This window comes from Gemmiger sp. An120 (assembly GCF_002160955.1).
In the GTDB taxonomy this organism is placed as follows: Bacteria; Bacillota; Clostridia; order Oscillospirales; family Ruminococcaceae; genus Gemmiger_A; species Gemmiger_A avium.
The window spans coordinates 15,016-29,197 of the sequence record NZ_NFLN01000006.1 but is presented as its reverse complement, the minus strand read 5'-3'; the positions used below and the strand labels follow the sequence as shown (position 1 = coordinate 29,197).

At 65.1% G+C, this 14,182-nt stretch carries 10 protein-coding genes; 6 read left to right on the top strand and 4 right to left on the bottom strand.

Annotation, left to right across the window (positions count from 1 at the left end; translation table 11 throughout):
• Window positions 1-316: 316 nt before the first annotated feature.
• Window positions 317-2,029 (top strand): ammonium transporter, encoded by a 1,713-nt coding sequence (locus B5E65_RS06775; protein ID WP_087171017.1) that lies wholly within the window; start codon window positions 317-319, stop codon window positions 2,027-2,029.
• A 222-nt stretch (window positions 2,030-2,251) separates the two neighbouring features.
• Window positions 2,252-5,218, top strand: coding sequence for a phospholipid carrier-dependent glycosyltransferase (locus B5E65_RS06770; RefSeq protein WP_087171016.1), 2,967 nt, complete (start codon window positions 2,252-2,254; stop codon window positions 5,216-5,218).
• A gap of 62 nt (window positions 5,219-5,280) precedes the next feature.
• Here B5E65_RS06770 and B5E65_RS06765 read toward each other — a convergent pair whose 3' ends face one another.
• Complete coding sequence (locus B5E65_RS06765; RefSeq protein WP_242957501.1) at window positions 5,281-6,516, bottom strand: 6-phosphofructokinase; 1,236 nt, start codon at window positions 6,514-6,516, stop codon at window positions 5,281-5,283.
• A gap of 162 nt (window positions 6,517-6,678) precedes the next feature.
• Here B5E65_RS06765 and B5E65_RS06760 point away from each other — a divergent pair, with 162 nt between their 5' ends.
• From B5E65_RS06760 to B5E65_RS06745, 4 genes are all read left to right on the top strand, one after another.
• Window positions 6,679-7,662 (top strand): DUF4349 domain-containing protein, encoded by a 984-nt coding sequence (locus B5E65_RS06760; protein ID WP_087171015.1) that lies wholly within the window; start codon window positions 6,679-6,681, stop codon window positions 7,660-7,662.
• A gap of 144 nt (window positions 7,663-7,806) precedes the next feature.
• Window positions 7,807-8,139, top strand: coding sequence for a DUF6442 family protein (locus tag B5E65_RS06755; RefSeq protein ID WP_087171014.1), 333 nt, complete (start codon window positions 7,807-7,809; stop codon window positions 8,137-8,139).
• Window positions 8,136-8,345 carry a helix-turn-helix transcriptional regulator gene (locus B5E65_RS06750; RefSeq protein WP_087171013.1) on the top strand — a complete coding sequence of 70 codons (210 nt, stop codon included), beginning with the start codon at window positions 8,136-8,138 and terminating at the stop codon, window positions 8,343-8,345. Before B5E65_RS06755 ends, B5E65_RS06750 begins: the two co-directional genes overlap by 4 nt.
• Window positions 8,346-8,373: 28 nt before the next feature.
• Window positions 8,374-8,829, top strand: a complete 456-nt coding sequence (locus B5E65_RS06745) for a low molecular weight protein-tyrosine-phosphatase (RefSeq protein ID WP_087171012.1) — start codon at window positions 8,374-8,376, stop codon at window positions 8,827-8,829.
• Window positions 8,830-8,873: 44 nt separating this feature from the next.
• On the opposite strand, the gene B5E65_RS06740 is transcribed toward B5E65_RS06745, so the two are convergent.
• The 3 genes from B5E65_RS06740 to recG all read right to left on the bottom strand — a co-directional run bounded on the left by B5E65_RS06740 (window position 8,874) and on the right by recG (window position 14,179).
• The gene (locus B5E65_RS06740) at window positions 8,874-10,154 is read right to left on the bottom strand and encodes an MATE family efflux transporter (protein ID WP_087171011.1); all 1,281 of its coding nucleotides are present in this window, start codon (window positions 10,152-10,154) and stop codon (window positions 8,874-8,876) included.
• Between the two features lie 158 nt (window positions 10,155-10,312).
• Window positions 10,313-11,914 (bottom strand): MBL fold metallo-hydrolase RNA specificity domain-containing protein, encoded by a 1,602-nt coding sequence (locus B5E65_RS06735; RefSeq protein WP_087171010.1) that lies wholly within the window; start codon window positions 11,912-11,914, stop codon window positions 10,313-10,315.
• 186 nt (window positions 11,915-12,100) lie between these two features.
• The gene (gene recG, locus B5E65_RS06730) at window positions 12,101-14,179 is read right to left on the bottom strand and encodes an ATP-dependent DNA helicase RecG (protein ID WP_275532863.1); all 2,079 of its coding nucleotides are present in this window, start codon (window positions 14,177-14,179) and stop codon (window positions 12,101-12,103) included.
• Between the last annotated feature and the right edge of the window lie 3 nt (window positions 14,180-14,182).

Here is a 14,182-nt window from a genome sequence, read left to right as displayed (position 1 = left end):
CAGATGAAGAAATTTCACACAGTAACGTGAAAAAATCCCGTGGAAATGCTGATTGACAACTGCCTGTCCATCGGCGTATACTACACGCATAAACAGCAAGGGCGCTGAGGGGCCGACCTCAGCGCCCCTGCTGTTTTCTTTTTCCGGGCCGCGGAGCCCGGGCCTCGTTCGGCCCGAGGCGCTGGATGCACAAAGCCGCCCTTACCCCTTGGGGCGGCGTGCATCCCCGATCAGGACCCGCGCGGAGGGGCGCGGCGGCAGGCAAGCGCCGCCCGAACAGCCGCATCTGCGGGGCATAACGAGGGAGGAAATGTGTATGTACAACTCTGCGGACGTATTGTGGACCCTGTGGGGCGCGGCCATGGTATTTTTTATGCAGGCGGGTTTTTCGCTCTGTGAAGCGGGCCTGACCCGTGCCAAGAATACCGGCAATATTCTGATGAAGAACCTGATGGATTTTTGTATCGGTACCCCGCTGTACTGGCTGGTGGGCTTTGGCCTGATGTTCGGCGGCGCGGGCGCTTTTATCGGCCGGCTGGACCCGCTGATCCGGGGCAGCTATGATTTCGGCACCCTGCCGCTGTGGTGCTATGTGATTTTCCAGACCGTGTTCTGCGCCACCGCCGCCACCATCGTGTCCGGCTCAATGGCGGAACGCACCAACTTCAAGGCCTATTGCCTGTACAGCGCGCTGATTTCGATGGTGGTCTATCCCATTTCCGGCCACTGGATCTGGGGCGGCGGCTGGCTTTCCAGCCTGGGCTTCCATGACTTTGCGGGCAGCACCGCGGTGCATATGGTGGGCGGCATCACCGCCTGCATCGGCGCCGCCATGCTGGGCCCCCGGATCGGCAAATACACCAAGGACGGCAAGCCCCGGGCCATTCCCGGCCATAACCTGACCGCACTGGCCACCGGTGTGTTTATCCTGTGGTTCTGCTGGTTCGGTTTCAACGGCGCCAGCACCGTAAGCCTTTCCAGCGACGAAAGCATGCTCAGCGCCTCGCTGGTATTCATGAACACCAACATGGCCGCGGCGGTTGCCACCTGCGCCACCATGCTCTTTACCTGGATTCGGTATAAGAAGCCGGACGTCTCCATGGCCTTCAACGGCACCCTGGCGGGGCTGGTGGCCATTACCGCCGGCTGCGACATGGTCAGCCCGGTGGGCGCGTTCTTCATTGGCCTGATGGCCGGTATCCTGGTGGTGCTGGCGGTGGAGTTCTTTGACAAGGTAGCCAAAATTGACGATCCCGTGGGCGCGGTGTCGGTACACGGTGTCTGCGGCGCCTTCGGTACCATCTGCGTGGGCCTGTTTGCCACCGACGGCGGCCTGTTCTACGGCGGCGGGGTCCGGTTCCTGCTGGTTCAGCTGGCGGGCGTAGTGTCGGTGGCCGTGTGGGTGCTGGTGACCATGACCATCATCTTCAAGGTGATCGATAATCTGGTGGGCCTGCGGGTTCCCGCCGAGGTGGAGATCGACGGTCTGGATATCCATGAACACGGCCTGGCCAGCGCCTACTCCGGCTTTGCCATCACCGATGTGTCCGCTGCGCTGGACGTGAACGAAAACACCGATCTGGGCGAGGACGATTACGAAAAGGCCGGCGAGCACCGGCAGACAGCCGCGGTGCCGGTGGTGCGCACCGAACCCGCCGACCCGGCTGCTTCGTCCGGCATGTACAAGGTGACCATCATTGCCCGGCTGTCCCGCTTTGATGAACTGAAAACCGCCATGAACCAGCTGGGCGTCACCGGCATGACCGTGACCCAGGTCATGGGCTGCGGCATCCAGCGGGGTGTGGGCGAGTACTACCGGGGCGTGGAGATGGACGCCACCCTGCTGCCCAAGATCAAGGTGGAGATCGTGGTCAGCAGCATCCCGGTGGACGCCGTGATCGAAACGGCCAAGAAAGCCCTTTACACCGGCCACGTGGGCGACGGCAAGATCTTTGTCTACGGGGTGCAGCGGGTGGTCAAGGTCCGCACCGGCGAAGAGGATTTTGCCGCGCTGCAGGACGTGGAATAATCGGTTTGTTTTCAACAGAATAAAACTTCTTGTCCGGGCGGACGGTTCCCTTTGCGGAAACCGTCCGCTTTTTGTGTCCGCATGCAATAGCCTGCCGGGCCGGTTCGTATCCATACAGGAAAAGTTTCACAGCCTTTTCGCCGGGATGCGGGCCGTTTCGCCTGTACCCGGCAGGGGATTTGTGGTATACTTGTCCCAGTTGTGCGGACTGTGAGGTGCATCATGGAACAACGCAAATCCAACATTTTCTGGCCGCTGGCGGCGGTGCTGGCGGCAGCGGTGCTGGTGCGGGCGGTGCTGGTCGTGCTGACCGAAGGGTACAGCTACGACATGAACTGCTTTACCGCCTGGGCGCTGCGCATGGCCGAAGTAGGGCCGTTTGAATTTTACGCTGCGGATTATTTTGCGGATTATCCCCCTTTGTATATGCTCTGGCTGGGGATACCCGGCCTGCTGATTCGGGCGCTGGGCCTGGATACCGGCGGCGGGGCGGCCCGGCTGCTGCTCTGCGCGCTGCCCATCGCGGCGGACGGGGTGCTGATCTGGCTGGTATACCGGATCGGCAGCGGCTGCCGGTACAATAAGCGGGTGGCGCTGCGGGCCGCGGCGTTTCTGGCGTTCTGCCCGCCGCTGCTGTTTGATACCGCTGTCTGGAAACAGGTGGACGGGTTGTTTGTGCTGCCGCTGGTGCTCTGCTTCTGGCTGCTGAGCCGCCGGCGCCGCCTGCCCGCGGCCCTTGCCTACGGTTTTGCCCTGGCGCTCAAACCCCAGGCGCTGCTGCTGGGCCCGGTGCTGGCGGTATGCTTCTTGCAGCCGGCAGTGATCCCCGCGCCCGGCCAGCCCCGGGATGCCCAGGCCCGGCTGCGGGCTCTGGGCCGCACCGCGCTGGGGGCGGTGATCGCCCTGGCCCCCACCGTGCTGGCGGGGCTTGCCTGCGGCAAAAGCCCGGTCTGGCTGGTGCAGAAATATTTCGGCACCTCTCAGAGCTACCCCTATGCCACCGTCAACGGCTTTAACCTGTGGGCGGCGCTGGGCGGCAACTGGGTGGATCAGACCGCCCGCCTGGGTCCGCTTACCTGGCAGCAGTGGGGCACCCTGGGGATTGTACTGGCCACCCTGGGCCTGTGCTGGCTGGGCTGGCAGGCAGCCCGGCGGGGCCATTTCTGCCCGCTGACCCTGGCTGCGGTGTATGCGGCGGCCATCTTTACCGTGTCCCACCGGATGCATGAGCGGTACCTGATCCCGGCGGTGCTGCTGGCCATCGCCGCCAGCGCCAAATGGGGCGACCGTCGGCTGCTGGGGGCGGCGGCGGGCCTGTCGCTGACCAGCCTGCTGAATCTGGCCATTGTCTATTCCAGCGTGGGCACCAGCGACGAATTCCTGTCCAGCGCCCAGGCGGTGCTGCTGGTGCGGTTTGCCGGCCTGGCCGAAACCGTCTGCTTCGTACTGCTGGCCCTGGAGGCCGGGCGGCTGCTGCTTACCGGCCGGGTCTGCCAGATTCATATGCGGCCCCGGCGGGAGGTCTGGGCCGCCCCGGCCCCCCAGCCTGTCTGGGCCAAATGGGAATGGGCCGCTTTAGGCGGGCTCACCCTGGCCGCGCTGGTGCTGGGCCTTGTGTATCTGGGCGACACCACCGCCCCGGAAAACCCGCTGGATGCCTCCGGCACCACCGTTACCGAAACGGTCACAGTGGAGGGGCAGGCATCCCAGATTTGGCTGTATGCGGGCATCTCCACCGGCGGTAACCTGACGGTGACCGACTCTTCCGGTCAGGTGCTGGTGCAGCAGGAGCTGGGCCACGGTACCACCTTCAAGTGGAACGCCTATACCGCATCGGCCACCGGAGAGGTGACCGTGACGGTGGAAAACGGCGCGATCATGGAGATCGCTTTCCGGGATGCCGACGGCGCGCTGCTGCCGGTGAGCGGCGGCGGTGCCCTGTGCGACGAGCAGGCGCTGGTGCCGGATAGCATCAGCCAGCTGAACAGCATGTACTTTGACGAGATCTACCACGGCCGCACCGGTTACGAGATGCTGCACAAGATGAGCGTCTACGAAACCACCCACCCGCCCCTGGGCAAGGTGTTCATCATGCTGGGCATCGCGGTGTTCGGGATGAACGGCTTCGGCTGGCGGGTGGCCGGGGCGCTGTTCGGCGCGGCGATGGTGCCGCTGTTCTATCTGCTGGGCCGCCGGCTGACCCGCCGGCCCTGGCTGGCCCTGGTGGGGGCGGCGCTCTTCGGGCTGGACTTCATGCGGTTCACCCAAAGCCGCATCGCCACCATCGACGTGTATGTGACCTTCTTTATCCTGCTGGGCGCCTATTTTATGCTCTGGTACGCCCAGACGGTGCTGCAGAAAGGGGTGCGGGCGGCAATCCTGCCCATGGCCCTGTGCGGTGTGGCGTTCGGCCTGGGCTGCGCCAGCAAATGGACCGGCATCTACGCCGGGGCCGGGCTGGCGGTGGTCTACTTCTGGGTATTGTATGCCCGCTGGCGGCAGCAGCAGCCGGATTTTGGCCGGGAGGCCGCGCTGGCCATCGGCGGCGGTGTGGTATTCTTCGTGGCGGTGCCGCTGGTCATCTACCTGGCCAGCTACCTGCCCTACGTGTGGCGGGATCCCTCCTTCGGCCTGGCCGACTGGTGGGAGTGCCAGATGTCCATGTTCCGGTACCACAGCCAGCTGGTGGCCACCCATTCCTTTGAATCCCGCTGGTACACCTGGCCGCTGATGCTGCGCCCGGTGTGGTACTATATGGGCAGCGGCCTGCCCCAAGGCACCTACGCCAGCATTGCGGTGCTGGGCAATCCGGTGGTCTGGTGGGGCGGCCTGGCCGCGCTGCTGGCGGTGGGCCGCCGCATCCTCTGCGGCAAGGGCAGCCGCCGCGGCGCCTTTGTGGGGGTGTTGTTCCTGGCCCAGCTGCTGCCCTGGGTGCTGGTTACCCGGTGTACCTTCCTGTATCACTACTTCCCCAGCCTGGGCTTTACGCTGCTGGCGCTGCTGCTCTGGCTGGCCCGGCTGGAACGCCGCCGCCCGCAGCTGGCCCGCGGGCTGGCCGTGGCAATGGTGGCCCTGGCTGCCGTGCTGTTTGTCTGGTTCTATCCCGCGCTGGCAGGCGTGCCGGTCAGCGAGGGCTGGGCCCGCAGCCTGCTCTGGATGCCCAGCTGGGGCTTCTATATCCTGCCGTAAAATAAAATACCGGCCGCCGCGCCCGGGATGCTCTCCCTGGCGCGGCGGCCGGTTTGTTTTTCTTACAGACGGATGTGACGGGGGGTGCCGTTCACAAAGATGGGGGACAGCTCGCCCTGGATCAGCGGGCGGGCATACTGTTCAAAGGCTTCGTTTACATGGGTGCCGTCGGCAGCGATCCAGTCGGCGGGTACCGTCTTTTCCAGGTTGGCCACCTGCTCGATCTCCACGGTGCCGGTCACGCACTGGTAGGGCACGTCGCTCAGCCGGCGCAGGGTCACCATCCGGCCGGTCAGGCCGCCCCGGGCCGCCTCCACCGCCGCGGCGCCTACCCGGTAGGCCTCGTCAATGTCGGTGCGGCTGGCCAGATGGCTGGCGCACCGCTGCAGGGTGGACAGCTCAATGGCGCGGCTCTTGCAGCCCAGGTTGCTCTGGATCAGATCGCTCAGGTACCGGCTGGTACCGGACAGCATGCTCTTGTGACCGAACGCGTCCAGCTGCCCGCCGCCGGACACCAGGTCGCACAGGAACACCCCGTCCCGGGTGCGCACGCCCTCGCTGGCGGCGATGATCACATTCGGCTTGCTGCGCTGCAGCGTGTCCACCTTGCGCAGGAAAGTCTCCGGCGAGAAGGGCACCTCCGGCAGCAGGATCATGTCCGGGCCGTCACAGTCCGGCCCGCAGGCCAGGCAGGCCGCGCCCGCCAGCCAGCCGGCGTGGCGGCCCATGATCTCGGCTACCGTCACGCTGCGCAGGTCGTATACCGAGGAGTCGCAGATGACCTCCTTCATGATGGTGGCGATATACTTGGCCGCGCTGCCGTAGCCGGGGGTATGGTCGGTGAGCATCAGGTCGTTGTCGATGGTCTTGGGCACCCCGATAAACCGGATCGAGCTGCCGGTCGCCCGGCCCCAGGCACTCAGGCGGGCGATGGTATCCATGCTGTCGTTGCCGCCGATGTAGAAGACCGCCCGGATATCATACCGTTCAAACAGGGCGAACAGGGTGCGGTAGGGGCCCTCGTCCTGGGCGGGGTCGGGCAGCTTGTAGCGGCAGCTTCCCAGATAGCTGGAGGGGGTGCGCAGCATCAGTTCCACGTCCAGCTTGTCCCCCAGCAGTTTGTCCAGCTCCACCAGGTTGCCCTGCAGAAAGCCCTGGATGCCGTACTTCATGCCGTAGATACGCGGCGCACCCAGCGACCGCGCGGCCTCGTACACGCCGGCCAGGCTGGCGTTGATTACCGCGGTCGGCCCGCCGGACTGGCCCACCAGAACGTTCCCGATCCCGTTCGTCATCATATCGTTACCCACTTTCCCTTTCGGATGTTATATAATACAGACAGAAGGCCCGCCTGACGCGGACCTGCCCTTTATTGTATCGGATTTTCGGCCGGGACGCAATATCCCGCCGCCCGGCCGCGTATTTTGAGTAGAAAGACCAAAAAAGAAGGAGGGAATCTCATGAAACGCACGATTTTGACAATGCTGGCCCTGCTGCTGGCCTGCGCGCTGCTGGCCGGCTGCGGCGCTTCGTCTTCCATGAACACCGCGGTGGGCGGCGGAGCGGCGGCTGCCGCGCCCCAGGAAAACTACGATATGGCCATGGAGGAGAGCGGCGTAACCAGCGGGGAAACCGGTACGCTGCTGCCCGAAGCGGGCGGCCGCAAGCTGGTGTACACCGCCACGCTGGACCTGGAAACCAAAACCTACACGGACGCCCGCACAGCCCTGCTGGACGCGCTGGACAAGGCAGGCGGCTATGTGGAGAGCAACGAGGAGGGCGGCAGCGCCGAGCGGGGCAGCCGCTGGTCCCGCCTGACCCTGCGGGTACCGGCCGACCGGTATGCGGATTTCCTCAATGAGGCTTCCGGCGTGGGCAACCTGGTGAACAAGCAGGAGCAAATGGAGGACATCACCGCTTCCTACGTGGATGTGCAGGCCCGGCTGGAAAGCCTGGAGACCCAGCGCACCCGCCTGACCGAACTGATGGCCCAGGCCGAGAACCTGACCGACCTGCTGCAGATCCAGCAGCAGCTGAGCGATGTGGAGTACCAGATCGAAAGCTACACCGCCCAGATGCGTGCCATGGACGACCAGGTGGACTACTGCACCGTGGAGGTCTACCTGAACGAGGTGGATTCCCTGACCATCGTGGAGCCCACCTTTGGTGAGCGAATTGGTGAGGCCTTTGCCAACAGCTGGGTGGACTTTGGCGAGTTCTGCCAGGATCTGGCGGTGTTCCTGGTCTACCGGCTGCCGGCGCTGCTGGTGCTGGCGGTGATCCTGGTGATCGTGCTGCTGATCGCCCGCCGCAGCCGCAAGCGCATCCGCGCCACCGCGGCCGCCCGGCCGGTGCCGCCCGTCCAGCCTGGCGCTGCGGGCGCGGACTACGGCCCGCTGTACGCAAAGCCCGAATCCGACAAGCCGGAAAAACCGGAATCCTGATCCTACACAGTAAGGCGGCGGCCCCTGGGGGGGGCCGCCGCCTTGATTTTGTGACAAAAATCGAAAAATGTATTGACAAGTACACTTGGCAATGGTATCCTGATACCACACAAAAGCCAGTGGTTTGGTCCAGGAGGTGTACCCATGCAGAAGGAAGAAATTCTGGAAAGAGCCCGGCAGGAAGGCGTACTGGGCATCGACGAAGAAACCCGGGTCATGCGGGACAAAGGGCGGCTGTTCGGCAAAACGCTGTTCTGCGGGGTGTTCCTGGTTATCGCGCTGCTGGCGTTTGCCGCCGGCCGGGAGATCGATTACGGCGTCCGCGCCATGTTTCTGGCCTATCTCACCGGGGAATGCTACGCGGCGTGGCGGTTCAAGCGCAGCCGGTTGCAGCTGTTCCTGGCGGCGGCGGCCGGATTTGTCACCGTGCTGGCATTGGTGGAGGTCGCCTGCCGTATGCTGGGCGTGGCATTGTGAACGAGGCGCTCGTTCTGAAAAACCGCCTGCGGGAGGCCCGCAGTGAAAAGGGCCTGTCCCAGGCGGCACTGGCGGAATTGGTGGGCGTTTCCCGCAACACGATCAGTTCCCTGGAGACGGGGCAGTTCAGCCCCAGCGCTAAGCTGGCGCTGATTCTCTGTATCGCGTTGGACAAAAAATTTGAAGAACTGTTCTACTTTGACTGACCGGTATGTGCCGGGAGAGGGAGGCATCATGACACGAATCCTGTTTGTCTGCCTGGGCAACATCTGCCGCAGCCCTATGGCGGAATATGTGATGAAGCAGATGGTGAACGACGCGGGGCTGGCCCAGGCGGTCACGGTGGCCAGCGCGGCCACCAGCCGGGAGGAGGAGGGCAACGACGTCTATCCGCCCGCCCGGCGCACCCTGCTGGCCCATGGGGTGCCCTGCCCGCCCCGGACGGCTACCCCGCTGACCCGGCAGGACTATGCCGCCTGGGACCGGATCATCGGTATGGAGGCCCGCAACCTGGCCGATATGCGGCGGATTTTCGGCGGTGACCCGGAGGGTAAGCTGCAGTTGCTGCTGCACTACGCCGGGGAGGAACGGGGCATCGCGGACCCCTGGTACACCGGCGATTTTGAGGCCACCTACGCGGATGTGTGCGCGGGCTGTGCCGGCTTGCTGGAAACCCTGAAACAGAAATAAATGAAACGCGCCGCCCGGGCCAGCCGGGCGGCGCGTTTTCTGTGTCAGGATTTGCGGCCCATCCGGGCACTGATCAGCAGGGTGAAGCCCTCCGAAACGGGAAAGGCCAGCCAGACCCCGGTAACGCCCCACAGCGCGGCCAGCAGCACGGCAAACAGCACGATGCTTACCACCCCGCGGGAGAGGGCGATCACCGCGGATTCCCGGCCCATGCCCACGGCCCCGAAGTATCCGGCCCGCACAATGTTGAAGCAGGCCAGCAGGAACCCGAGAAAATACAGCCGGATGCCCGGCACCGCATAGGCGGCCAGCTGGGCCGAGCCCTCGCTGTTGAACACCGCCACCAGCGGTTCGGCCAGCAGCAGCACCATCGCCACCAGCACCACCGCCAGCGCGGCGGCGATCTGCAGGCAGCGGCGCAGCAGCCAGGCTTCCTCCTCCCGGTTTGCGGCACCGTGGGCGGCGCTGGCCAGCGGCTGCAGCCCCTGAGATACGCCGTTGAACAGGGCGGTGGCCACCAGCGCCACATTGGCGATGACCCCATAGGCGGCCACCGTTACGTTGCCGCCCAGGTTCAGCAGCAGAAAATTGAATACCAGTGTGGTCACCGCGCCGGAGATCTCGCCCACAAAGGCCGCCACACCCAGGCTGCAGCTGGCGGCCAGCCGCCGCAGGGAGGGCACCGCCCAGACAAACCGCACGTTGTTTTTGGGCGAGAGATAATGCACCAGGCAGATCCCCATGCTCACCAGCGGGGACAGGCCGGTAGCCAGCGCCGCGCCCACCATGCCCATCCCCATGGGGAACATGAAGATGTAGTCAAACAGAATGTTGAACAGCCCGCTGGTCAGGGTGGCGGCCATGGCTATGGTGGGGGCGCCGTCGTTGCGCACAAAGGCGGTGCAGGTGTAGTTCAGCATGAAAAACGGCGCACAGCACAGCGCGATCCGCAGATAGCTGCGGCCCACTGCCAGGATGGTGGCGTCCGCCCCCAGCAGCAGCAGTACCCCGTCGGTGGCAAACAGCCCCAGCAGCACAAAGGGCACACTGGCGGCCAGCGCCCCCAGAGCCGAGCCGGAAAAATACCGGTCTTCGTCCCCCCAGCCCACCGCCCGGCTCAGGGAATACCGGGTGGCCGACCCCACCCCGATCATCGACCCGATGGCAAACATCAGCCCGTATACCGGCAGCGCCAGATTCAGCGCGGTGATGCCGTTTGCCCCCTGGGCCACCGAGATAAAAAAGGTGTCGGCCAGCAGATAGCAGGACAGGCCGGTCATGGCGATCAGATTGGACACAATGTAACGCCGCAGCTTGGTTTTCATGGCAACTCCTCCGCAAAAAAAGCAGCATCCCGGTTTACGACTGCAAAGACCTAACGCCGTAAACAGAAATGCTGCCCGCATCGGCCCTACCCGGTGGCAGGGCCTTTATTCAATTCCAGAGCCGAGTATACCATATTGTTTCGCCAAAATGCAAGGGGTCAGCGGTCCCACTTGTCGCACAGGGCGTCGATCTGGTCGGCAAAGCGGGCCAGATCCTTGTTGGCGCCGCCCTCGTTGCGCTCGATCACCGCCAGCAGGCGCTTGCCCGCGTTCAGCAGCCGCTGGAACACAGGGCTCGTCTTGCGGGCGGCGGCCGGCTTCTTGATGCGGGCGCTGTTGCCCGGATCCAGGCACCGGCCGGTAAGCAGGTCGTACTCCGCCCCGTTGAAAGGCGCTTCAGCCCGCAGGCCCAGTTCCCGGGTCAGCAGCCCGGCAAACTCATCACAGACCGCGTCGTCGCCATGCACCACAAACACCTGGCGGGGCGGCGGCTGGATGCCCTTGGCCCAGCGCAGCAGGCCGCTCTGATCCGCGTGGCCGCTTACGCCGGCCAGCACCTGGATCTTGGCCCGCACCTGCACCGGCTCACCAAACAGTTTGACCTCCTTGACGCCCTCCACCAGGGCCCGGCCCAGGGTTCCCTCCGACTGGTAGCCTACAAACAGGATGGTGCTTTCCGGCCGCCACAGGTTGTGTTTCAGGTGGTGGCGGATACGTCCGGCCTCGCACATGCCGCTGGCGGACAAAATTACGTGGCTGCCCTGCAGCATGTTGATGGCCTGGGATTCTTCTTTCTTGACCGACAGGTGCAGCCCTTCAAACTGCAGCGGGTTGATCCCCTTTTCCAGCAGGGCCCGGGCCTCGTCGTCTACGCACTCCCACAGGTTTTCCCGGAATACGTGGGTGGCCTCCACCGCCAGGGGGCTGTCCAGCCAGACCTCAAAGTTGGGGAACCGGGGGGCCAGGTTCTGCTCCTTGATCTGGCGGAAGAAATAGAGCATCTCCTGGGTGCGGCCCACCGCAAAGCAGGGGATGACCAGGTTGCCGCCCCGGGCAAAGGTGTCCTCCACCAGCGCGGCCAGTTCCTTGGCGTAATCCGGCCGGGATTTGTTGTGGTTGCGGTCGCCGTAGGTGCTCTCCATTACCAGGATGTCCGCCCCCGGCGGGGACTTGGGATCCCGCAGGATGGGCTGATTCAGGTTGCCCACGTCGCCGGAAAAGACGATTTTCTCCTCGCTGCCGTTCTCGGCGGCCCAGATCTCGATGCAGGCGGAGCCAAGCAGATGCCCCACGTCGGTAAACCGCACCCGGATGCCGGGCAGAATCTCCCGCTTTTCCCCGTAGGGTACCGGCACGAACTGCTTCATCACCGCCAGCGCGTCGGCCACCGTGTACAGCGGCTCGTACGGCTCGCCGCCGCTGCGGGCGGCTTTGCGGTTGCGCCACTCGGCTTCACTCTCCTGAATGTGGCCGGAATCCTGCAGCATAATGGCGCACAGGTCGGCGGTGGCGTCGGTGCACCAGACCGGCGCGGCAAAACCCTGCTTGTACAGCAGCGGGATCCGCCCGGAATGGTCGATATGGGCGTGGGTCAGCAGCAGGCCGTCCAGCTGGCCGGGCGGCAGATCCATCGGCTGATTTTCATACAGGTCGGGGCCCTGCTCCATGCCGCAGTCGATCAGCAGCCGGTGCCCGGCCGCCTCCAGCAGAAAGCAGCTGCCCGTCACTTCGTGCGCGGCGCCCAGAAAGGTCAGTTTCATAGGGTTCGCCTCCTTTGCAGCAATGCGGCCGTTACCCGGCCGCTTCTTAGCTTTATTATACGCGATTTGCAGCAGTATGTGGTAAACTTTTTATAAATAAACAGAAAAATTGTTGCTTTTATGCTGCGGCAATACAAAAGCGGGCCGGATTCTTCCGGCCCGCTGACGGGGACTGCTATCAGCCAATCAATTCATGGTGCCCTCGGCACGCTCAAACAAATGCTCCACCGCCCGGGCCAGCGGCTGGTTTTCCTCCCGCTGCAGCTGGGGGTCGGCCCGCAGAATTGCGCCGGCCTCCTCCTGTGCCGCGTACAAAGCGCGGGTGTCGGTCATCAGGTCGGCAATCTGCAGCACCGGCAGCCCGTGCTGGCGGCTGCCGAAGAAATCCCCCGGCCCCCGATGCTCCAGATCGTATTTGGCGATCGCAAACCCGTCGCTGGTGCTGCACAGAAACCGCAGACGTTCCCGCACCGACTCCGAATCATGGTCGCTGATCAGGATGCAGCAGCTTTCCGCCGCGCCCCGGCCCACGCGGCCCCGCAGCTGGTGCAGCGCGCTCAGGCCGTACCGCTCGGCGTTTTCAATCACCATCACCGTGGCGTTGGGCACGTCCACCCCCACCTCGATCACGGTGGTGCTTACCAGCACGTCCAGTTCCCCGGCCTTGAAAGCGTCCATCACCGCTGCCTTTTCTTTGGGCTTCATCCGCCCGTGCAGCAGACCGATCCGCCGTCCCGGCAGCAGCGGCGCCGCCACCTTGTCCCGGTAATCCGCCGCCGCCTGCATCTCCTCGCCGGAGTTTTCCCCCTGCTCGATCAGCGGGCACACCACATACACCTGGTGCCCGGCCTCGATCTGCTTGTTTAAAAAACCGTACATATCACGGCGTTTTATACTGGTTGTATAATACGTCTTGACCGGTTTGCGGCCCGGGGGCAGTTCATCCAGGATGGAGATGTCCAGATCTCCGTAGATCAGCAGCCCCAGCGTGCGGGGAATGGGGGTGGCGCTCATCACCAGCAGATGGGGGCTGTCCGCCTTGGCGGCCAGCAGGCCCCGCTGCCGCACCCCGAACCGGTGCTGCTCGTCCACAATGGCCAGCCCCAGCCGGGCAAATTCCACCCCGGCCCCGATCACCGCGTGGGTGCCCACCACCAGATCCGCCTGGCCCTCGGCAATGGCTTTCAGGGTCTGGCGGCGGGGGGCGGCCTTCATTCCGCCGGTAAGCAGCGCCACCTGTACCCCCAGCGGCCCCAGCATCGCCTGCAGGCTGCGGGCGTGCTGGGCGGCCAGAATCTCGGTGGGGGCCATCAGGGCGCTCTGCCAGCCGCTGCGGGCGGCAATGTATACCGCCGCCGCCGCCACCAGCGTTTTGCCGCTGCCCACGTCCCCCTGCAGCAGCCGGTTCATGGGGGCGGGGCCCCGCAGGTCGGCCGCGATCTCGCCCGCGGCCCGGCGCTGGGCCCCGGTGGGGGCAAAGGGCAGCGACCGCCACAGCGGTTCCAGGTCCACCCGGCCCATGCGGGCGCCGGTCTGGCCCGCGCCCCGGCTCTTCATCAGGTTGACCCCCAGCTGCAAGGTCAGCAGTTCTTCAAAGATCAGCCGCCGCCGGGCCCCCGCCGCCTCCTCCGCCGAGCGGGGCCGGTGGATGGCCCGCACCGCCTCGGCCCGGCCAGGCAGCCGGTATTTGGTCAGCAGGGCAGGGGGCAGGGGTTCCTCCAGCTGCCCCACGGCCTCCAGCGCCGCCGTCACCGCCTGGCTGATCCGCCAGCTGGGCAGCCCCTCGGTCTGGGGATACACCGGCTCCAGCGGGGCTTTGGTCACCTGCGCCTGGGTGCGCACCAGCGGGTTGGCCATCTCCCGGCGGGTCAGGGTGCCGGTCACCCGGCCCTGAAACCAGTATTCCTGCCCCACCTCCAGCTTGTCGGCGGCGTAGGGGTTGTTGAACCAGGCCAGGCTCAGCGCCGCGTCCCCGTCCCCGGCCTGCACCCGCTGCAGGGTACGCCCGCCGGGCAGACGGCGCATCGGCTCCTTGGCGTAGACAAAGGCCCGCACCACCGTCTCGGTATCAAAGGGTGCGGCGGCCACCCCGCCCGCGTTGGAGTAGTCGATGTACCGGCGGGGATAGTGGGCCAGCAGGTCGGCCACCGTCCGGATGCCCAGCCGGGCAAACCGCTCGGCGGTGCGGGGGCCTACATTCTTCAGATACTGCACCGGCGTATCCAGCTGCATGGCCTGTGCCTCCTTTCGGGAAAATTCGTGCAAAAG